Annotated in this window: 19 protein-coding genes; 11 read left to right on the top strand and 8 right to left on the bottom strand. The window is 67.7% G+C overall.

Going from position 1 to position 20,294, the window contains the following annotated elements:
• The first annotated feature begins 136 nt into the window (after window positions 1–136).
• Window positions 137–988, top strand: coding sequence for an NAD(P)-dependent oxidoreductase (locus ABZ824_RS12670; protein ID WP_355073068.1), 852 nt, complete (start codon window positions 137–139; stop codon window positions 986–988).
• A gap of 102 nt (window positions 989–1,090) precedes the next feature.
• On the opposite strand, the gene ABZ824_RS12665 is transcribed toward ABZ824_RS12670, so the two are convergent.
• On the bottom strand, window positions 1,091–3,001 hold the full coding sequence (locus tag ABZ824_RS12665; RefSeq protein WP_356963360.1) for a glycosyltransferase: 1,911 nt from the start codon (window positions 2,999–3,001) through the stop codon (window positions 1,091–1,093).
• A gap of 134 nt (window positions 3,002–3,135) precedes the next feature.
• Entirely contained in the window at window positions 3,136–3,672 is a 537-nt protein-coding gene (locus ABZ824_RS12660) for a GtrA family protein (protein ID WP_355073072.1), read from the bottom strand.
• 147 nt (window positions 3,673–3,819) lie between these two features.
• Between ABZ824_RS12660 and ABZ824_RS12655 the strand changes: the two genes are divergently transcribed.
• Window positions 3,820–4,794: a glycosyltransferase gene (locus ABZ824_RS12655; protein ID WP_356963359.1), complete on the top strand. Its 975-nt coding sequence runs from the start codon at window positions 3,820–3,822 to the stop codon at window positions 4,792–4,794.
• Window positions 4,791–6,383 (top strand): DUF2142 domain-containing protein, encoded by a 1,593-nt coding sequence (locus tag ABZ824_RS12650; RefSeq protein ID WP_356963358.1) that lies wholly within the window; start codon window positions 4,791–4,793, stop codon window positions 6,381–6,383. The genes ABZ824_RS12655 and ABZ824_RS12650 overlap by 4 nt, the downstream gene beginning before the upstream one ends.
• 36 nt (window positions 6,384–6,419) lie before the next feature.
• On the opposite strand, the gene rfbB is transcribed toward ABZ824_RS12650, so the two are convergent.
• A complete protein-coding gene (rfbB, locus tag ABZ824_RS12645) occupies window positions 6,420–7,436 on the bottom strand; it encodes a dTDP-glucose 4,6-dehydratase (protein ID WP_356963357.1) in 1,017 nt (338 codons plus the stop codon).
• Between the two features lie 307 nt (window positions 7,437–7,743).
• Between rfbB and ABZ824_RS12640 the strand changes: the two genes are divergently transcribed.
• Window positions 7,744–8,451: a hypothetical protein gene (locus tag ABZ824_RS12640; RefSeq protein WP_355073080.1), complete on the top strand. Its 708-nt coding sequence runs from the start codon at window positions 7,744–7,746 to the stop codon at window positions 8,449–8,451.
• 273 nt (window positions 8,452–8,724) lie between these two features.
• On the opposite strand, the gene ABZ824_RS12635 is transcribed toward ABZ824_RS12640, so the two are convergent.
• Entirely contained in the window at window positions 8,725–9,714 is a 990-nt protein-coding gene (locus ABZ824_RS12635) for an alpha/beta hydrolase (protein ID WP_355073082.1), read from the bottom strand.
• A 225-nt stretch (window positions 9,715–9,939) separates the two neighbouring features.
• Here ABZ824_RS12635 and rfbA point away from each other — a divergent pair, with 225 nt between their 5' ends.
• Window positions 9,940–10,812 carry a glucose-1-phosphate thymidylyltransferase RfbA gene (gene rfbA, locus ABZ824_RS12630; protein ID WP_355073084.1) on the top strand — a complete coding sequence of 291 codons (873 nt, stop codon included), beginning with the start codon at window positions 9,940–9,942 and terminating at the stop codon, window positions 10,810–10,812.
• A 2-nt stretch (window positions 10,813–10,814) separates the two neighbouring features.
• On the top strand, window positions 10,815–11,363 hold the full coding sequence (rfbC, locus tag ABZ824_RS12625; protein WP_355073734.1) for a dTDP-4-dehydrorhamnose 3,5-epimerase: 549 nt from the start codon (window positions 10,815–10,817) through the stop codon (window positions 11,361–11,363).
• A 171-nt stretch (window positions 11,364–11,534) separates the two neighbouring features.
• On the opposite strand, the gene ABZ824_RS12620 is transcribed toward rfbC, so the two are convergent.
• Window positions 11,535–13,001: an MFS transporter gene (locus ABZ824_RS12620; RefSeq protein ID WP_356963356.1), complete on the bottom strand. Its 1,467-nt coding sequence runs from the start codon at window positions 12,999–13,001 to the stop codon at window positions 11,535–11,537.
• Window positions 13,002–13,086: 85 nt separating this feature from the next.
• Between ABZ824_RS12620 and ABZ824_RS12615 the strand changes: the two genes are divergently transcribed.
• Window positions 13,087–13,515 (top strand): MarR family transcriptional regulator, encoded by a 429-nt coding sequence (locus tag ABZ824_RS12615; RefSeq protein ID WP_356963355.1) that lies wholly within the window; start codon window positions 13,087–13,089, stop codon window positions 13,513–13,515.
• A gap of 24 nt (window positions 13,516–13,539) precedes the next feature.
• Here the strand turns inward: ABZ824_RS12615 and ABZ824_RS12610 are convergent, their stop codons facing one another.
• Entirely contained in the window at window positions 13,540–14,415 is an 876-nt protein-coding gene (locus ABZ824_RS12610) for a helix-turn-helix transcriptional regulator (RefSeq protein WP_356963354.1), read from the bottom strand.
• Between the two features lie 202 nt (window positions 14,416–14,617).
• Window positions 14,618–15,181 (bottom strand): DUF4282 domain-containing protein, encoded by a 564-nt coding sequence (locus ABZ824_RS12605; protein ID WP_355073092.1) that lies wholly within the window; start codon window positions 15,179–15,181, stop codon window positions 14,618–14,620.
• A gap of 324 nt (window positions 15,182–15,505) precedes the next feature.
• Here ABZ824_RS12605 and ABZ824_RS12600 point away from each other — a divergent pair, with 324 nt between their 5' ends.
• The 3 genes from ABZ824_RS12600 (at window position 15,506) to ABZ824_RS12590 (ending at window position 19,265) form a co-directional block, all read left to right on the top strand.
• Window positions 15,506–16,024, top strand: a complete 519-nt coding sequence (locus ABZ824_RS12600; RefSeq protein WP_355073094.1) for a hypothetical protein — start codon at window positions 15,506–15,508, stop codon at window positions 16,022–16,024.
• A 189-nt stretch (window positions 16,025–16,213) separates the two neighbouring features.
• Complete coding sequence (locus ABZ824_RS12595; protein ID WP_356963353.1) at window positions 16,214–18,400, top strand: molybdopterin-dependent oxidoreductase; 2,187 nt, start codon at window positions 16,214–16,216, stop codon at window positions 18,398–18,400.
• A gap of 232 nt (window positions 18,401–18,632) precedes the next feature.
• Entirely contained in the window at window positions 18,633–19,265 is a 633-nt protein-coding gene (locus ABZ824_RS12590) for a pyridoxamine 5'-phosphate oxidase family protein (protein WP_356963352.1), read from the top strand.
• A 70-nt stretch (window positions 19,266–19,335) separates the two neighbouring features.
• Here ABZ824_RS12590 and ABZ824_RS12585 read toward each other — a convergent pair whose 3' ends face one another.
• Window positions 19,336–19,776 carry a MarR family transcriptional regulator gene (locus ABZ824_RS12585; protein WP_355073100.1) on the bottom strand — a complete coding sequence of 147 codons (441 nt, stop codon included), beginning with the start codon at window positions 19,774–19,776 and terminating at the stop codon, window positions 19,336–19,338.
• 222 nt (window positions 19,777–19,998) lie between these two features.
• Here ABZ824_RS12585 and ABZ824_RS12580 point away from each other — a divergent pair, with 222 nt between their 5' ends.
• On the top strand, window positions 19,999–20,214 hold the full coding sequence (locus ABZ824_RS12580) for a hypothetical protein (RefSeq protein WP_355073102.1): 216 nt from the start codon (window positions 19,999–20,001) through the stop codon (window positions 20,212–20,214).
• The last annotated feature ends 80 nt before the right edge of the window (window positions 20,215–20,294 follow it).

Genomic DNA, 20,294 nt, shown 5'->3' with positions numbered 1-20,294 from the left:
GAGGGCACCGGCACGCCGGTGCCCTCTCTTCGCACCACCTATGCAACTGGTTGCATAACGAGCGGGTTTACGCTTAGTCTGCAAGCGCGTACAGCCGCGGGCTGATGCCTGCGGCGGAAACGAAGGAGCAGGTCAGATGACGGAACCGGGATCCAAGCCGCTAGCGGGCCGGACGATGATCATGTCCGGCGGCAGTCGCGGCATCGGGCTGGAGATCGCCAAGCGGGCCGCGGCCGACGGCGCCAACATCACCCTGATCGCGAAGACCGATCAGCCGCATCCCAAGCTGCCGGGCACCATCCACACCGCCGCCGCGGAACTCGAGGCGGAGGGCGGGCAGGTACTGCCGTTCGTCGGCGACGTTCGCGTCGACGAGTCGGTGGCCGAGGCGGTGCGCCAGACGGTCGAGCGGTTCGGCGGCATCGACATCGTGGTGAACAACGCCTCCGCGATCGACTTGTCCCCCACGGACGCACTGCCGATGAAGAAATACGACTTGATGCAGGACATCAACTGCCGAGGCAGTTTCCTGCTGTCCAAGCTGAGCATCCCGCATCTGCGCGAATCGGCGAAGGCCGGGCGCAACCCGCACATCCTGACGCTGTCCCCGCCGCTGAACCTGGACCCCAAGTGGGCGGGCATGGCGCTGGGCTACACGATCGCCAAGTACGGCATGTCGCTGACCACATTGGGGCTGGCCGAGGAACTCAAAGGCGACGGCATCGGCGTCAATTCACTGTGGCCGCGCACCACGATCGCCACCGCGGCGGTGAAGAACCTGCTCGGCGGCGAGGAGATGGTCTCCACCTCGCGCACCCCCGACATCTACGCCGACGCCGCATACCTGGTGCTCACCTCGCCCGGCAAGGAAACCAGCGGCAACTTCTTCATCGACGACGATGTCCTGGCCGCCCACGGCATCACCGACCTGGACAAGTATCGCGTCACCCCGGGCGACGGCGAACTCACCACCGACCTCTTCCTGTAGGCCTCTCCGCGTCTCCAGGCCAGATTCAGCTGCCGCGGCAGCAGCGTTCGCGGCTGCAATGGGGGACGGGCTGGTCAGCCCGTCCCCGATGTACCAACGAACTCAGCGGTCGCGCTGACCTTCGATCCCGTACAACCGCTCCCAATTCTCGCGGCTGGTCAATTCCGGCATGGCCGCGCGGTACTGCGCCTGGACCGCGGGCAGCTCACGGCGCAGGCGACGCAGCACACGCACCATCCGACGCAGCAGCCGCAGCGCGCGGGCCTTGTCGCGCCGACGCACCCGGACACCGGACTGCGAGGCGTCGGTGACCACCACGTGGTCGAACAGCGAGACATGCCACCAGTAGGCGTCTTCCCTGGTGACGCCGATGATGCCGTGCTGGGTGCGGCCCAGCCACTGATTGATCGCGCGCTTGATCAGCACCAGCTTCGCGCGACTGGGTTCCCCACCGGCACGGCGCAACTGGATGTCCGCGGAACGGACCGGCGGCGTCGAGGCCGGATGCTTGATCGTCTCGGCGTAGTCGGCCCGGCTGGTCCGCGCGGCGGCCAGCGCCTCGATACCGCCGTCCCGCAATACCTTCGGGCCCTTCAAGAAGTCCTCGATGCCCTGCAGGGTGGTGTGCACCAGGCCGTACTGCATCGCGACCAGCTGCTCGGACATCTCCCGGAACAGCCGGCCCGAGATGTCCTTACCGTCCAGCTCGGTGTGCAGCGAGCCGACGATCAGCGAGTTGCGGGTGCTGAAGTAGCGCGCCCAGTCGTCGTAGTCCTTCCAGTAGAAGTCCGCGTGCCAGACCGCGGCGTTGGGGAGCGTGACGGTGACGAAACCGTGCTCGCGCGCCCGGATGCCGTACTCCACGTCGTCCCACTGGAAGAAGATCGGGATCGGCAGGCCGATCTTCGCGACCACCTCGGCCGGGATGAGGCAGGTCCACCAGGCGTTGTAGCCCGCGTCCACGCGGCGCTCCTGGTTCTTCTTCAACATGCTGGTGTTGCGCAGCGCCTTGGGCACCTTCTGGCCGTGCCGCAGCCGGTTCAGATGCACTTCCTCGGCGCCGACGTTGAGGTAGTCGGGGTTGAGCAGGAACAGCATCTGCGCGCCGACCAGGGTCGGTTCGACCGTCAGGTTGGCGAACGCGTTCAGGCGCAGCACCGTCTCCGGTTCGCACAGGATGTCGTCGTCCATCAGGATGACGTCGGCGTGCTCGTTGACCGCGGACACCTCATACAGCCCCCGGGTGAAGCCGCCCGCGCCGCCCAGGTTCGGCTGACGCAGGTAGCGCAGCTTCTCACCGAGGACCGGTGCGACCTCCTGGTAACGCGGCCGGTTCTCGACCAGATCGGTGCCCTGGTCGACGACGTACACCGCGTCGATCGCGGCGAGCACGGTCGGGTCGGAGGACAGCGCCGCGACCGTCTCGGCGCAGTCCTCGGCACGGTTGAAGGTGCAGATCGCGATGGCGACCGGACGGACGCGTTCCGGCGCGACGGCGGTCCAGCTCAACTCCGCGATGCCGAGCGCGCCGCCGATGGCGTCGAACTCCAGCCACAGCGCGCCGCCGTCGACGTACTGGTCCAGCGGGGCGGTCAGGGTGACCGAACCGCTCGCGTCGACCCGCTGGGTATCGATGATCCTGCGGTGACCGGCGATGTCGGAGGCCACCAGACGGATGTTCGCCTTGGCGGCGACGTCGAGCACCATGGTGACCCGCACATCGGTGACCGTGGTCCAGCGCTGCCAGTAGCTCGCGGCGAACCGGCCGAAATAGGTGTTGGTGTGCGCGGTCGCGCCCTTGTCCAAACGCAGGGTCTGGCGTTCCCGGTGCGCGCCACCTTTCACGACGGCGTACAGCTCGTCGCTCACCTTCGCCGACGGACCGGCGAAGATACCGCGCTGGAGCACGAGCCGGTCCGGCGCCCGATGGTCGGCGCGCAGCGCGGCAGGCGCCTCAGCGGCCGTCGAGCGATCGTTTGTTTCGGTAACGGCCTCGATAGCCGACTGATCCATGAAATCCTCGAAATTCTCATTGTGCCGGACGGGACAGACACGCCCCTCGATGCCTTCACGGCGGGGGTGAGGATATCAACCGCCCTGTGCGGCTGCCCGCCGTACGGCCACGCCGACGTGTGCTCGAAGCATTGCTAAACGTTCGCCGATTCGTTGTCGGTGGCGCTGCCGGTACCCGCTCGCGCTCCGGTGAAGACGAACTTGTCATAGGCCCAGTACCGGAACACCACGGCCACGATCTGCCCGATCAACGTACCGGAGATGTTGTCCGACAGCGGGCTGGACAGGTCGAGCACGTAGCGGGAGAAGCCGAGACAGCCCAGTTGCAGGCCGATCGCGACGACGTTGAACACCGCGTACAAGAGGTATTCGCGACCGGGATTGTCGGTCCGCTTGTGCGCGAAGGTCCACCACTTGTTGCCGAAATAGGTCACCACCGTGGCCACCGCGATCGCGATGATCTTTGCCGGCAGTGGGTAGTGATAGAGCACGCCCTCGCCACCCCAGAAGACCAGGAGGTTGTACGTGCCCGCGTCCACCAGGAACCCGATCGCGCCGACCACCAGGAAAGCCCCGCCTCTGCGCAGCGCGGTGAGCACCTTGCGAACGATCGCTTCGGTCTCCTGCGTCACTGGCTCGTCCGCGGGTGCGGTGGACTCACTGGATGGCACGGCCCGACGGTACCGCAGGAGCGCCGAAGCGCCCGCGCGGGGAAATTCCGCCTCCGCACACGGTGAGGTCGGCCACGCGCAAACTGTGAGTTCCCTGTACCCTCCCCGTGTTCCCACATTCACCACCGATCGCGAGGATTGACCCGGGTGGACTCCACCGAGCTCCGTATTGCCGCCGTGGTTCCGTGTCACAACGAAGAGGCCTCGATCGCCAAGGTCGTGGCCGATCTGCAGGCCGCCGTGCCGGGAATCGTCGTCTACGTCTACGACAATCTGAGCACGGACAAAACCGCCGAGCGCGCACGCGAGGCCGGAGCGATCGTGCGCCACGAGCACACCAAGGGCAAGGGCAACGTGGTGCGCCGCGCCTTCGCCGACATCGAGGCGGACGTGTACTTGATGGTCGACGGCGACGACACCTATGAGGCGTCCGCCGCGCCGCTGATGATCAAGACGTTGCTCGACGGCCCCTACGACCATGTGCTCGGCGTGCGCAAGCAGGACGAGGGCGCCTCGGCCTACCGCGCGGGCCACGAGACCGGTAACAAGGTGCTCAACGGCGTGGTCGGGAAGGTGTTCGGCGAGAACGTCGAGGACATGCTCTCCGGTTTCCGGGTGTTCTCCCGCCGGTTCGTGAAGAGCTTTCCGGCGGTGTCTCGGGAGTTCGAGATCGAGACCGAGCTCACGGTGCATTCCCTGCACCTGCGGGTGCCGCGGACGGCGGTGCCGGTCGGCTTCCGTGATCGCCCGGCGGGCAGCGAGAGCAAGCTGCGCACCTATCACGACGGATTCAAGATCCTCGCCCTGATCATCGGGCTGGCCCGGCACGAGCGGCCGGTCGCGTTCTACGGCCTGTTCGGCACGCTGAGCTGGCTGGTCTCGATCGTCCTGACCATTCCGATCGTCGTCGAGTTCTACAACACCCACACGGTGCCGCGGTTCCCGACGCTGTTCCTCGCCTTCACGCTGCTGCTGCTCGGCAGCCTCGCCTGGACCGCGGGACTGATCCTCGACGGCATCCGGCGCTCCCGCCACGAGGCCGCGCGCCTGGTCTACCTGCGCTACACCGCGGTGGGCGCGGAGGACCCGCGCAGCGCGGGCAACGGCGGAGCCGGGCGTTGACGACCTCGGCGGATCGGGCCGCGACGCCGGAGGAGAATCTGGGCGAGCGTTCGGACACCGCGCCGCTACCCGCAACCGACACCGCCCCGCTACCGGCTGTGGACGCCGAGGCGGCGACCACCGGCACGGACCGGTCGGCGAAAGGTCTCGCGGAGCGAGTGGTGACGCGCCTGGGCGCGGCGACGATCGCCTTCACCCTGCTGGCGACGATCTTCGGTGCGCTGTTCACCGTTCTCACCCCGCCGTTCTGGGGTCATGACGAGATCACCCAGTTCGGTCGCGCCTACCAGGTCGCGCACGGCGGGTTCCTGCCGCAGCGGATCCACGACGATCGCGGCATCGCCTACGGCGGCGACGTCCCGTCCAGCATCACCGAGCTGATGGGCTACGCGCTGCGGGACTACTCCACCAACCCGGACGAGCCGGATCCCATGGTGGCCGACCCGGCCCGCTACGACCAACTGACCGGCGCCGCGGTCTCGGACGCCACCGAACCGGTGTGGTTCACCAATACCGCGGCTTACTCGCCGATCCCCTACATTCCGGCCGCGATCGGCATCCGCCTCGGCGAACTCTTCGGGCTGAACGTGGGTGGCCTGCTCCTGCTCACCCGGTTCGCCGGACTGGTGGCCTATCTCGCTGTGGTCGGGTTCGGCCTGTACGCCTTGCGCGCGCACCGGGTGCAGTGGCTGGCGTTCACCGTCGCCGTGCTGCCGATCGCGGTGTTCCAGGCGGGCACGGTGACCGCCGACACCATGACCAACGCGCTGGCCATCTTGGTCTCCGCGCTGCTGGTGAAGGCCATGTTCCTCGGCATGCGACTGGGCCGGGTGGAGATCGGCGCGCTGCTGGCCGCGACGATCCTGCTGCCGGTGAGCAAGCCCACCTATGTGTTGCTCGCGCTGCTGGTCGCCCTGGTGCCCGCCGACCGATTCGGATTCAGCGGGTGGCGGCGCGGGATTCCGTGGGTGTTCGCCGCGGCGGGCGCGCTCGCGTTCGCGGTGTGGATGAAGATCGCGGCGCCGACCGGCGACGGCATGGGCCTGATGCGGCCGCCGCACCAGTGGCACTCGGTGCGTCCCGGCGACCAGCTCAGCGGCATCCTGCGCGATCCACCGGAGTTCGTGCACGTGTTCGGCGAGAGCATCGCCCTGCGCGACCAGCGCTGGTTCAGCCAGTTCTTCGGCGAACTCGGATTCGCCTACGTCGACGTGCCCGCCATCGCCATGCTGGCCTGCCTGCTCGCGTTCGCGGTGAGCATCGGCATCGCGGAACGGATGACCGTCCCGGCCTTCCGCCGCACCCTGATCGTCGCGCTCACCATGGCCGCGAGCGTCGCGATGATCTACGTGACGCTGTACATGTCGTTCACGCCGGTCGGCTACTACATCATCGACGGCGTGCAGGGCCGCTATTTCGTGCCGCTGGCGATCGTGACGCTCGCGGTGCTGCTGCGCTGGATGCCGCTGCGGCTCACGGACTCCGCGGGGAAGACCCCGACGGTGGGCCCGGCCGTCACCGTGCTGGTGGCGACGAGCGTGGCGCTGATCGCGGCGGCGGCGAAGTACTACACCATCGTCTGGGGCTGAGCGGCGCGGCGTCTCGGGTATCTCCCGGGGCGCCTTTCAGTCGCCCGCCGCGCTGAGAGTCCGCTCGCCCGCTGCGAGGTAGGCGTGCTCGGTGGCGGCCTTGTACGGGCGCCACCAGTTCTCGTTGTCCCGGTACCACTGAATCGTCGCGGCCAGTCCGGCGCGGAAGTCCGCGTAACGGGGGCGCCAATCGAGTTCGGAACGCAGCAACGTCGCGTCGATCGCGTAGCGCTGGTCGTGGCCGGGCCGGTCGGACACGTGGTCGAAATCGTCGGGGTCGCGGCCGAACTCCGCGAGGATCATCTGCACCACGGACTTGTTGTCGAGTTCGCCGTCGGCGCCGATCAGGTAGGTCTGCCCGATCCGGCCCCGGCGCAGGATCTCCCACACGGCGCGGTTGTGGTCGTCGACATGGATCCAGTCGCGTACCTGGTGTCCCGCCCCGTAGAGCCGGGGACGGACCCCATCGATCAGATTGGTGATCTGACGCGGGATGAATTTCTCCACGTGCTGGTAGGGCCCGTAATTGTTACTGCAGTTGGAGATCGTGGCGCGTACGCCGAACGAGCGGGTCCACGCGCGCACCAGCAGATCGCTCGAGGCCTTGGTGGCCGAGTACGGGCTGGACGGGTTGTAGGGGGTGGTCTCGGTGAAGGCCGGATCGTCCGGGGCGAGGTCGCCGTAGACCTCGTCGGTCGACACGTGGTGGTAGCGCACGTCGTGCCTGCGCACGGCCTGCAGGAGGGAATAGGTGCCGACGATATTGGTCTGCACGAACGGCCACGGCTCGGCGAGGGAGTTGTCGTTGTGCGACTCCGCGGCGAAGTGCACCACCGCGTCCATGCCGCTGACCAGTTCGTCGACCAGGTCGAGATCGGCGATGTCGCCGTGCACGAACTCGATACGATCGGCCACCGGGTCGAGCGAGGCTCGGTTCCCGGCATAGGTCAGGGCGTCGAGGACGGTGACGGCCGTATCCGGGTGGGCGGACACGGTCTGCTGGACGAAGTTCGCGCCGATGAATCCGGCGCCACCGGTGACGAGCAATCGCACCCCATGACTGTACGTGGGAGCCCGCCACACCGGCGACGGACTCGAAACCCGGTGCGGCCAAACCGAACTCCCAGGTTTTCGATCTGTGACATTCGTCTCATTGACTTCCCATCGATTGGAACCCTCAGATTGATATTGCACGGAAAAGCCCGGTCAGCGCCCCTATTTCCGCGACCCCACCAAGCCATGGGTCTCGATGGTGAACAAAATTTGAATAAACAGTCACAAGGGGTTCACCACGCGTTAGCTGGTCTAGATTTTGCTCGTCTAGTCCCCTCCGAACGCTTCAATCGAGGTTCCAAACAAAATGCTGATGAGGAAATTCGCCGCGACGTCGGCACTGCTGATCGCCGCCCTCGGCGTCACCGCCGGCACCGTGAACGCGGCTCCGGCCGCCGAGGCCGATGACGCGGTGAACTTCACCGCTCACGCGACCGACACCCAGTCCATCATCACGACCGATGCCGGTTCCATGGTCGTCGAGGATGGCGTTTTCAAGGTCAAGGCGGCCAACGGCAACGTGCTGACCGGCATGCCGATGACCTTCCGGGTGGATGACTTCGAGTTCCCGATCGCTGCCGAGATCGCGGACCACACCGCCACCCTGACCCCCCAGTTCGACATGGCGCACGCGACCTACAAGCCCGTCGCCCTGCCGTTCGAGGACAAGGCGCCCTGGAAGTCCGAGTACGACCGTGAGCAGGCCGCCTTCAACCGCATGAAGGACACCATCTCGACCGGCGCCACCATCGGCACCCTGGTCGGCGGCATCGGCGGCGGCGCCGTCGGCTGCGTCCTCGGCGGCATCGCCGGCGCGACCGTCGCCTCGGCGGCCATCGTCGGCCTGTTCGGCGCGTTCATCCCGGCCGCGGCCATCGGCTGCCTCGGCGGCATCATCGCCGTCGGCGCGCTGGGCACCCTCGCGGGCCAGCTGCTGATCACCGCCCCGGTCGCCATCGGTGCTGCGATCCAGTACTTCACCACCATCAACCAGCCGTTCGTCGCCCCGAAGTAATCCGCGACCGTACGGACAACTGAAAACGAATCGAAGCCCCCTCCGCGCTGTCCACGCGGACGGGGCTTCATTCATTGCCGCCGCGAACGAAAGTTAACTAATCCTGAACAAAAAGTGAAGCGCCAAGATTGCGACGTCGTGACCTCGGCTATCAAGGAGAGATAACTTCGATTCGGAAATAATTTCGCCCGGAGCAGCGCACCACCCCCGCACAGACGCGAGCCCCGTCCCGTCTGATGCGGGGCGGGGCTCGCCTGGGCAGGGCCCGACCGGTTACGCCGTCCGAGCCCGCTGGTCCCCTTCGATCCTGGCCCGCACGAACCGCGCGACCCGCGCCAGCGCCGCCCTGCTCTCCGGCAGATTCGGCGCGATGCTCATGAAGGCGTGGACCTGGCCGCGCCACAACTCCAAGGCGTTCGGCACGCCCGCCGCGGTGAGCCGCTGCGCCATCAGTTCGGAGTCGAAGCGCAGCACCTCGTCCTCGGCCGCGACCAGCAGCACGGGCGGAAGCGCGGACAGCACCGCGTTGACCGGCGACAGGCTCGGATCCAGCGTCCCGTCGACCTCCGCGCCGATGCGCACCACCGCTTCCAGCGCCGACAGCGGGATATACGGATCGCGCGCGACGTTCACGTAGTCCCGCTTCGCCGCGTAGTCCAGGTCGAGCAGCGCGCTCAAGCCGACCAACCCGGCCGGTGCGGGCAGCCCCGACTCCAGTGCCAGCAGGGCGGTCGCGAAGGTGAGGTATCCACCCGCCGAATCACCCGCGAAGATGATCCGCCCTGGATCCGCGCCATGGCGCAGCAGCCAGCGATAGGCCGCGAGGCAGTCCCCCACCGAATCGCTGATCCGCGTCCGGGGCAACTGGCGGTACTCGACGTTGATCACGGGCAGGCCGGTGCGGCGGGCCAGGCTCGCCGCGACCGGGCGATGACTACGGGTACTGCAGATCGCGAAGCCACCGCCGTGCATGTACAGCACCGCGCCGTGGCGCAACGCACGCGACGCACCGGCCGGGCGGATGATCTCCAGGCGGATGCCGTGCAGCGACACCTGCTCTCGATCGATCCCCTGCGGTCGGGGACGCAGCCGCGCCAGCCCGTCGACGGTGGCCGCGCCGACCGGGATGGTCGTCCTCGTCACCGGGAAGGTTCGCAGCACCGGGCGGACCACGCCCATGCAAGTGGCCAGCAGCAGACGCGATTGCGCGCTTGGGCCGTTCGGATTCATCACCGCACCGGGCTCGCCGTCTCTGGTCGACATCGCGCACCTACCTCACAACTGGCGCGCCGAATCACGACCGGACCGTGCCCAGGCGAGCTGTCGGCGCTGACATCTCACACAGTGTCTTTTCAGAACACCATGCGCATCGTGACCTACGCAACAGAATCGCTCGAAGCCCGCCGCCGCGGAACGCCCGTAACCGAATCGAGGACTACTCGGAACCTCACCGAATCCCGGAGCCGCGAAACTGGCAGACTCCAAGGCATGCGCGGAATCATTCTGGCGGGCGGCACCGGCTCCCGGTTGCACCCGATCACGCGCGGGGTGAGCAAGCAGCTGGTCCCGGTCTACGACAAACCCATGGTCTACTACCCCCTTTCCACGCTGATGCTCGCGGGGATCAGGGACATCTTGGTGATCACCACGCCCGAGGACGCGGCGGCGTTCCGGCGGCTGCTGGGCGACGGCACGCAGTTCGGGCTGTCCCTGAGCTACGTGGTCCAGCCGGAGCCGGACGGCCTGGCCAGGGCCTTCGTCCTCGGCGCCGACCACATCGGCGGCGATTGCGCCGCACTGGTGCTCGGCGACAACATCTTTCACGGCCCCGGCCTCGGCACCAGCCTCAATCGCTTCCACGGAATCGACGGCGGCGCGGTGTTCGCCTACTGGGTGTCCGACCCGACCGCCTACGGCGTGGTGGAGTTCACCGAGGGACGCGCGGTGTCCATCGAGGAGAAGCCCAAGACGCCGCGGTCGAACTACGCCATTCCAGGGCTGTACTTCTACGACAACGACGTGGTGGAGATCGCCCGGTCGCTGCGTCCGTCCGCCCGTGGCGAGTACGAGATCACCGACATCAATCGCGCCTACCTGGAACAGGATCGTCTGAGCGTGGACGTGCTCGCCCGCGGTACCGCCTGGCTGGACACGGGTACCTTCGATTCCCTGCTCGACGCCGCCAATTACGTACGCACCATCGAGGAACGGCAGGGCCTCAAGATCGGCGTCCCCGAGGAGGTGGCCTGGCGAATGGGCTTCATCGATGACGAGCGGTTGTGCGCGCTGGCCGAGCCGCTGGTCCGCTCCGGCTACGGCCGCTACCTGCTCGATCTGCTCGAACGCGGACGGGACTGGTGAGCATGGAGTTCCGGGAACTCGCGGTGCCGGGCGCGTGGGTGATCACGCCGCGCCAGCACGGCGACAGTCGCGGCATGTTCCTCGAGGGGTTCAAAGCCTCGGAGTTCGAGAAGGTGACCGGGCGGCCGTTCGACCTGCGACAGGTCAACTGCTCGGTGTCGGCCGCGGGGGTGCTGCGCGGGATCCACTACACCGAGGACCCGCCCGGACAGGCCAAGTACGTGACCTGCGTGCGCGGCGCCTTCCTCGACGTGGTCGTCGACCTGCGCCCCGGCTCGCCGACCTATGGCCGCTGGGACAGCGTGCTGCTCGACGACGTCGACCGGCGCTCGGTGTTCCTGTCCGAAGGGCTCGGCCACGCGATCCTCTCGCTGGAGGACGGCTCGACGGTCACGTATCTGTGCTCCCTGGAGTATCAGCCGGAGTTCGACCACGATATCGACGCGTTCGATCCCACGCTCGGCATCGAGTGGCCGCGGGTGGGGCGCGACGGCCGGGAACTCACTTTCGTCCGCTCCGCGAAAGACACCGCGGCCCCGCCGTTCTCATGAGCCGCATGAGGATATCGCCCGCGCCGAGCCGAGCGTGGTGAGACGCGCAGCAGACGCGGTCCGCGCCGAGCCGAGCGGCGCGAAGGCAGTCCGGAAGTCCGGGCTCAGCGAGGCCGCATAGCGCCGAGCGCCGCCACCCGATCCGGGTGACAGCGCTCGGCGGCACGGCAGTCAGGCGACGAGTTCCAGTTCCTTCACCTCGTCCGCCGCCTGCTCCCGGCCGCGGAATCGCGGCACGAAGGCCAGCAGGGCGACCAGCGCGCCGACGATGGACACGCCCGCGGCGAACTCCAGACCGGGACGGTAGGTGTCGAGCATCCCGGCGGCCGAGATGTCGGCGTGTGCGCCGGAGGCGATGATCGCCGTGGTCACCGCGAGCACGATGGCCGCGCCGACCTGCATGGACGTCTGCAGCACGCCGGCGGCGAGACCCTGCTCCTCGTCATCGATGCCGTTGGTGGCCTGGATGTTGATGGCGGGGAAGCCGACCCACCCGATGCCGATGAGCAGCACCGCGGGCAGCAGCATGGTCAGGTAGGAGGGTGCGGTGTCCAACCGCAGGAACAGCAGGTAACCGACGGCCATCACGGTCATGGTCACCGCGATCACCGGCCCGGTGCCGAAACGATCGACGAGTCGGTCGGAGAAGAAGGCCGACAGCACGACCAGCAGACCGACCGGCAGCAGCGCCATGGCCAGCTTCAGCGGAGACCAACCGAGAGTGTCCTGCATGTACAGGGTCACGATGAACTGCCAGCTGAAGTAGGAGCCCGCCACCGCCACGATCGCGAGACTGGCCCGGACCAGCGAGGACTTGCGCAGGATCCCGAGGCGCACCAGCGGGTAGCGCACCCGCTTCTCCACCGCGACGAATCCGGCGAACAGCGCGGCGACCGCGACGAACGAACCGATGGTGCGCGCGGACGCCCACCCGGCTTCCGGCGCGGCGACCACGGTGTAGACCAGCAGCAGCATGGCGGCGGTGGACAGCAGCGCCCCGAACAGGTCGTGTCCGCCTTCCTCGGCCGGCTTGTCCTTGGGCACCAGCACGTAGGCCGAGGCCAGCGCGGCGAGCGCGATCGGCACCGGGAGCAGGAACGTCCAGCGCCAGCCGACGCCCGTCATCAGACCGCCGAACAGCAGGCCCATGGAGTAGCCGCCCGCGCCGAACACCGTGTAGATGGACAGCGCCTTGTTGCGGGCGGGGCCCTCGGCGAAGTTGGTGGTGATGATCGAAAGGCCGGTCGGTGCGGTGAACGCGGCGGCGAGGCCCTTGACGAAGCGGGTGAGGATCAGCAGCGGACCGGAGCTGACCAGACCGCCTGCCAGCGAGGCGACCGCGAAGACGGCGAGCGCGATCAGGAAGACCTTGCGCCGCCCGAGCAGGTCGGCGGTGCGGCCGCCGAGCAGCAGCAGACCGCCGTACCCGAGGACGTAACCGCTGACCAGCCATTGCAGGGTCGAGGTGGACAGATCGAGTTCCGTGCCGATGGACGGCAGCGCGACGCCGATCATCGAGACGTCGAGACCGTCGAGGAACAACACGATGCACAGCGTGATCAGCATGCCCCAGAGCCGGGCTGACCATCTGGTCGGATCGGTCGCCTGAGCGGCCGAGAGCGTTGCTGGTGAAGTCATGCGGGGAACATTACATGCGCACGCATTAAATGCCAACACATTTAATGCGGTTGCATGTACATGCCGTGCCCACTAAGATGGGGCCATGTCGAAGCCGACCACCGTGAGCACAGCCCGGCGCGCTCCCGCGCCGGCCGGGCTGGTTGGAGAGTGGCGCGAGCTGCTCGACCGGCACGCGGCGGTGAGTTGTGCGCTCGAGAAAGCGCTCCAGAACGGTCATAACATCGGGCTCAGCGAATTCGAGACGCTGGACCGGCTGATCGACGCGAACTGTGGCGACTACCGGATGAGCGACCTCGCCAACGACATCTACCTCAGCCAGAGCGCGCTGTCGCGGGCCGTGGCACGGCTGGAGCGCGACGGCCTCGTTCAGCGCACCATGTGTGCGGAAGACCGCCGCGCCGTGTTCGTCTGCCTCACCGAGAAGGGCCGCGAGGTCTACGACCGGGCCCTGCCCACCCACCGGGCGGTATTGAGCGACACCTGGGAATTGCCGGGGCCGCCGAAGTGCTGATCAGCGCGGCCTGAAGCGTTTTACTCAGAGCGCTTTCCGTGCGTCCTCGATGTGCTCACGCGCGTCGATCGTCGCCGCCTCGATGCTCGCGAACGCCGCTCGGAAGCGCGCGATCTCGTGTTCCTTGTCCACGTAGACGGGTCCGGTGAACGTCTCCAGGTAGACCACCGGCGGTTCCGGCCGCTCGCCGGAACCCGCCTCGGCGAACTCCAACAGCACGAAACGACCCGACGCCATGCCGTCGTGATAGCCGCAATCCGCGGGCACCAGCCGGATCCGGACGTTCGGCAGCTGCGCCATGCGGAGCAGATGGTCGAGTTGCTCGGCGGTCACCGCCGGGCCGCCGATGCGCCGCCGCAGCACCGCCTCATCGATCAGCGCGTCCAGCCGCAGCGGCGCGTCGGCCCGGGTGACCAGGGTCTGCCTGGCCTGGCGCAAGCGCACCCGGCGGTCGATCTCGTGCGCGGCCAACTCCGGGTGCGCCGCCGTGCACAGCGCGCGAGTGTAGCCCTCGGTTTGCAGCAGGCCGGGTAGGAGTTCGTTCTCGTAGGTGGACAGCCTGGTGGCCGCCTCTTCCAGCCCGATATAGACGTCGAAGCCCTCCGCGATCACGTCGCCGTAGGTGGTCCACCAGCCCTTGGCCTTCGTGTCGCGCGCCAACGCGCGCAGCGGTTCGAGCAGGTCGGGCGGCGCGCCGTAGACCTTGCACATCGCCTCGACATCGAGGCCGCGCAGCGAGGTCTGCCCGGTCTCGATCCGCCAGATCTTCGCCTCCGACCACTCCAACTGCTGCGCGGCCACCCGCGTGGTCATCCCGGCCCGGTTGCGCAGATCACGCAAATGCCTGCCGAGCTGCCGCCGCGGCATGGTCGATCCGGTCGTTCCCTGCGGTAAAGCCATGCTTCCCCCCTGTTCGCCCTGCACCGCGCGCCCGTGAACCATCCTCGGTCTGCGACGCGGCACGCCCTCGGACACCCGAGGTGGATGCCGGGTATCCGAACAGCATTGTTCACAGTGAAGCTCGCAGCGGTCACGGCGCGTGTCCCAGCCAGGCCGGTGGCCCCTGCGAGTCAAACTACTTCCGCACGACGCGATTTCGTCCCTACCTGCGCGGGTTTCGCTTGCGGAAGCGCCAGAATTGCACCGCCCGAACGTCTTCGGACAGCTGGTTGACCGGCTCGGCCACGTCCGACAACGCCTGGAACAGGTCGTCGGCCAACTCGCTGATGTGCTCCACCCTGGTCGCCAGACGCGAGGCGTTCACCAGGAACTCGAGCATCAGGCGCACGGCGGCGGCGATGGTCAGGCCGAGCGGCACGCCCAGCACCGCGGCGAGCACGCCGAGCACCGCGGACACCCGCCACGCCGATACCGTCAACGTGATGGGCACGGCGAAGGCGAACACCAGTCCCAGGATGTAGGCCAGCGGCAAGAGAGTGCCGGTGGCCGGACGGTGGAACTGCACGTCGAGCAGGGCGCGCGCGGCCGCGGCGCTCCACTGCGCGAACGCGCGCGGGCTGCGGAACGGCTCGGCGGGCTGCTCTTCGTCGGGAGCGGACCTGGAGAACCGCTCGGCCGCCGACTCTTTCCACGTGATCCAGCGCGATTCGGCCTCGTACTCGTCGGCGTCCGCGGGCGCGCCGGGTCCGTTGGCTTCGTCACTCATGCCGGGTCCTCCTTCGAGCCTGACGCTCATGCCGAGAATCCTCCCTGTCCGGGGCGGGGGGATCCAGCCGGAAACACACGCCCCCGGTATGTTTTCGCACCCGCAACACCCATCACGCCCACCCCACAGCGATCTCACAGCTCCGGCGCAGCGAGTGGCCAGGTCCACGGCCGAAAGTAGCTGCGTGGCAAGCATGGCGAGCCACCTCGGGATGCCCGGCGATACCCGGACGAACCTTCCGGAAATGAGACGTAGGCGACACTCTGGAAATTCTTTCGGAGAACCCGTAACGCCCACGGCGTCCCCCGCCGATACGACCCATGAATGCAGGACCCAGAGATCTACCGGGGAATGGAGAAGACAGTGCGCACCACGTTTCCGACTTCCGTCACGGCGGCCGAGCTGACCGCCGCTGCGCAGGACTACAACCAGCGCGGGTGGACGGTCGCCGAAACGGCCAACGGTCTGAGCCTGATCACCGACGACGACCTGTCCGGCATCGAGGTCACCGGCGAGCTGGCCGGCGAGGTCCGCCGCTTCCTGCGGGCGAACAACCTGTCGGGTGCGGTTATCGAGATCCCGGGCACGGAGCGTCGCGAGATTCACCTGGTCACGGGCGTCCGCAAGGCGGCGATGGCGCTCGAGGCGCTGCGCGAGGCCGGAGCGACCGTGTACACCGACGGCGCGGGCATCCCGCTGCCGCCCACCCACCTCTCGGCCGGTTCGGCTTGCTGGGGCGTCGCGCCCGGCGAGGCCCGCTGGGTTCCGCCGGTCGTCGCGATCGCCGCGGCCGTGCGCGCCGCCACCACGTCGCGCCGCGCCAAGCTGACCATCGCCTGCTGAGCAACGCACCCCTGAGCGAGTTCACCTGCTGATCGCGGGCCGGGCCCGCGCTACCCGGCCTGTTTGCGACCGGTATCCGTCCCGGCGCTCCGGATCCCCACCCCGGAGCGCTGCCGGGTACCGGTCGTTCGGCGTCGCCGATATCAAGCGTTCTCTTTTCAGTTCCACTGCCGAACGCGAAGATGGGGTATGGCCCCGATCACGCAATCGCGCAATCTGCTGCGGACCTGCCCGCTCTGTGAGGCGGTCTGCGGCCTGGAAATCACCCTGGATCCCGACGACCACGTGACCTCGGTCCGCGGCGACCGCAGTGATCCCTTCAGCAAAGGCTTCATCTGCCCGAAGGGAGCCAGCTTCGGTCATCTCGACGAGGACCCGGACCGGGTGACCGACCCGCTGATTCGTGACCGCGCTACCGGTGCCTGGCGCACCGTGACCTGGGACGAAGCCTTCGATTACATCGCCGAGCGGTTCCCCGCCGTCGTGGCCGAGCACGGAACCCAGTCGGCAGCGGCCTACTTGGGCAATCCCAACGCGCACACCGTGGCGGGCACGCTGTACGTACCGGCGTTGCTACGCGCGCTGGGCACCAAGAACATCTACTCCGCCAGCACCGCCGATCAAATGCCCAAGCAGGTGGCCAGTGGGCTGATGTTCGGCGATCCGCTCACCGTGCCGGTGCCCGACCTCGACCGCACCGATTACCTGCTGATGCTGGGGGCCAATCCGCTGGAATCGAACGGTTCGCTGTGCACCGCACCGGATTTCCCGGGCAGGCTGAAGGCGCTGCGTGGCAGAGGCGGCCGCTTCGTGGTGGTCGATCCGCGGGTCACCCGCACCGCGAAACTCGCCGACGAGCACCTGTTCATCCGGCCGGGCAGCGATGCGTACCTGCTGTTCGGCATCGTGCACACGCTCTTCGCCGAGCAATTGACCGATCTGCGCGTCGAGGTGACCGGCCTGGACGAATTGCGCACCGCCGCCGCCACGTTCGACCCGGAGACGGTCGCGGCCCGCACCGGCGTACCGGCGTCCACGGTCGTGCGGCTCGCCCGTGAGCTCGCGGCGGCGCCGACCGCCGCGGTGTACGCCCGTATCGGCACGTGCACCGCCGAATTCGGCACCATCACGCAGTGGCTCGTCGACGCGATCAACGCGCTCACCGGCAACCTCGACTCCCCCGGCGGCGCGATGTTCGCCACCGCCGCGGCCGGCGGCATCCCCCGCACCAAGCCGTTCCGTGCCGGGCGCTGGACCAGTCGAGTCCGCGGGCTGCCCGAGGCGATGGGCGAGCTGCCCGTCGCGACGCTCGCCGACGAGATCACCACGCCGGGCGAAGGGCAGATCCGTGCCCTGGTGACGGTCGCGGGCAATCCGGTGCTGTCCGCGCCGAGCGGGGCGCGCCTGGACGAGGCGTTCGCCCAGCTCGAGTTCATGGTGAGCGTGGACCGGTACGTGAACGAGACCACCAGGCACGCGGATGTGATCTTGCCTCCCCCGCGTCCGACGCAATCCCCGCACTACGACTTCGCGCTGCTGCAATTCGCCGTGCGCAACTACACGCGCTACTCGCGCCCGCTGGTGCCGCTGGGTGACCGGCCTTCCGAACCCGCCGTCCTGGCTCGCCTCGCCGCCGCGCTGACCGGCAGGCCGCACGACGGCTCCGACGGGATCGATCCGCTCACCGCCGTGGACGAACTCGTCATCGCGGGGATGCTGCACAAGGCCGGTTTCCCCGAACGGCGCGGCGACCTGATCGGCGAGAACAGCACCGAGCAGCGCATCGACCTGATGCTGCGCCTCGGGCCGTACGGCGAATGGAACGGCGGCACACTCAATCTGCGAGTGCTCTTGGACAACCCGCACGGTATCGACCTGGGTCCGTTGCAGTCGCGCCTGCCGGGCGCGCTGCGTACGGCGAGCGGGCGGGTGGACCTGGCCCCGCAGCCGCTGCTGGACGACGTGGCACGGATGCGGGCGCGCCTGGCCGACGCCGCGCCGGAGATCGTGCTGATCGGACGGCGGCAGCTGCGGTCGAACAACAGCTGGATGCACAACATCTCGACGCTGGTGAGCGGATCGAATCGGTGCACGTTGCATATCAATCCGGCCGATGTGGAGCGACTGGGGCTAGGGGACGAGGCGGTGGTGAAATCGGCCGCCGGAACGCTGACGGTCCCGCTGGAGCCGACCGAGGCCATCATGCCCGGGGTGGTCAGCCTGCCGCACGGGTGGGGCCACGCCGACAGCGCGCAGACCGTGGCCCGCACGCACGCGGGCGTCAATGCCAATGTGCTCACCGATGATTCGGTGGTCGACGCGCCCTCCGGCAACGCCGTGTTCAACGGCGTCCCGGTGACACTGACTCCGGCCTGACATCTCTCCAACCGATCCCGCAAATCCCGACCGGCCGGATATTATTCCGGCCGGTCGGCATTTAGCTAACCGTCGGAAATACTTGCGCCGCAGCCGAATCAGGGGCATTCTCGACGGGGATTTCGACGTTTTGCCGCGTGGATCTCATCTAAAATGGACGCGATCTCGAGACGACCGCGGTTCAACGTCGAGCCTGGTGTAACCCGCATTCCGGCGACCGGAGGGGGCTGCGATGCCCGGTGGACACAGTGGCAGCGACGGAGAGCGTGAGCTGCAAGAACGGTACGGAACAGAAGATCGAGCACAGCGCTTCTACGACGATCAGGTGCTCGACCGGCTCAATCCGACGATGATAGATTTCATCGGCCGGATGGATATGGCGTTCATCGCCACAGCCGACGAACACGGCGAATGCGACTCGAGTTTCCGCGCCGGACTGCCCGGTTTCCTCCATGTGATAGACGACCGCACGATCGCCTATCCGGAATACCGCGGCAACGGCGTCATGGCGAGCCTCGGCAATATCCTGGAGAATCCGCACGTCGGGATTCTGCTCATCGATTTCGTGCGCGACCTCATCGGACTGCACATCAACGGCTCGGCCCGCATCGTCTCCGACCCGGCACTTCGCACCACCGTGCCCGACCTGCCCGTCAACCACAAAGGCCGCGCCGCGGAGCAGTGGGTGGTGGTCGATGTGCAAGAGGCATACATCCACTGCCGCAAGCACATCCCACACCTGATCCCCGCCCCGCGCGAACAACGCGAGTGGGGCACCGACAACATTCGCGCCAAAGGCGGCGACTACTTCGGGGCGAAGGCGGAGAAACGCGAGCTGGCCGACACGACGATCAGCGGCTCCTGAAGGGCGTGGCGCGGCGGATCACCGGCTGCGGCGAGGCGTGCCGGGCGCCGCCAGCGGTGGACCAGGCCCGTCAACCCCGCTGATGGTGCGCGAGCAGACGGGTGAGCAGGCGGGTCAGATCGTTTCTGTCCTCGGCCGATAGCGGTCCGAGCAGGTCGTCTTGCACCTTCTCGAGCGCTTGATCCATGCGCCGCAGTTGCCCTTTGCCCGCCTCGGTGAGGGTCACGATATTGCGCCTTCGGTCGTCCGGGTCCGGCGTCCGCTCGACGAAACCCTGGCCGGCCAGTTCGTTGATCGCCGCCACCACGTCGCTGCGGTCCATGTTGCACCGGCGCCCGAGCTCGGCCTGGCTCGCCGCCCCGAACTCGTCCAGCGCGGCCAGAATGCGGTAGTGGTACCCACGCGCACCCACCTCGCCGAAGCTGTCGGACGCCAACCGGTGGGCGTGCACGGCCAACTGGGTGACCAGCCAACTCGGCTTCGCGGCCAGGCGCGCGGGTGTCTCCTCCACAACAGCCACCATACATCGTTGGCACTGCCAATCAATCAGCCTGCCCGCGAGCGGCACGTCATCGAGACCTCTCGGGCAATGCCACAGCCGTGTGCCTGGACGACAGCAGGGTCTAATTGCTTGGTGCGCAACATACTTCGTAACGTCGGGGTGATTGCTACCGATCAGTCGGTTGTGCGGCCTTACGAACCGCCATCCAGAACCACGGAAAGAGGCCACCTGATGAAGAAGCTTGTCGTCGTCACCGCCGTGATCGCAGGACTCGTCGTTCCGGTGGGCTCGGCCGCCGCGGAACCTGTCGCCGCACCTGTCTCCACACCCGTTGCCACGATCTCGGCCGTGACCCCGGTGGGTTCCTGGTCGGAGGATCTGTTCTGCGCCGTCATCAAATTCCTGAAGGGCGGCTGGGCAGGCCGTCCCACCGACTGCTCGTTCTGACCGGCTGAGCGCGATTCCTCGACTCGAACCTCTCTCGACTGATCAATTCGGGGCGAGCCTTGGGCCACCGCTCCGCGGAT

The organism is Nocardia sp. NPDC047038 (genome assembly GCF_040644075.1).
Classification (GTDB): domain Bacteria; phylum Actinomycetota; class Actinomycetes; order Mycobacteriales; family Mycobacteriaceae; genus Nocardia; species Nocardia sichangensis.
Note: the sequence above shows the minus strand (reverse complement) of the source record. Positions and strands in the feature narration are given on the sequence as shown.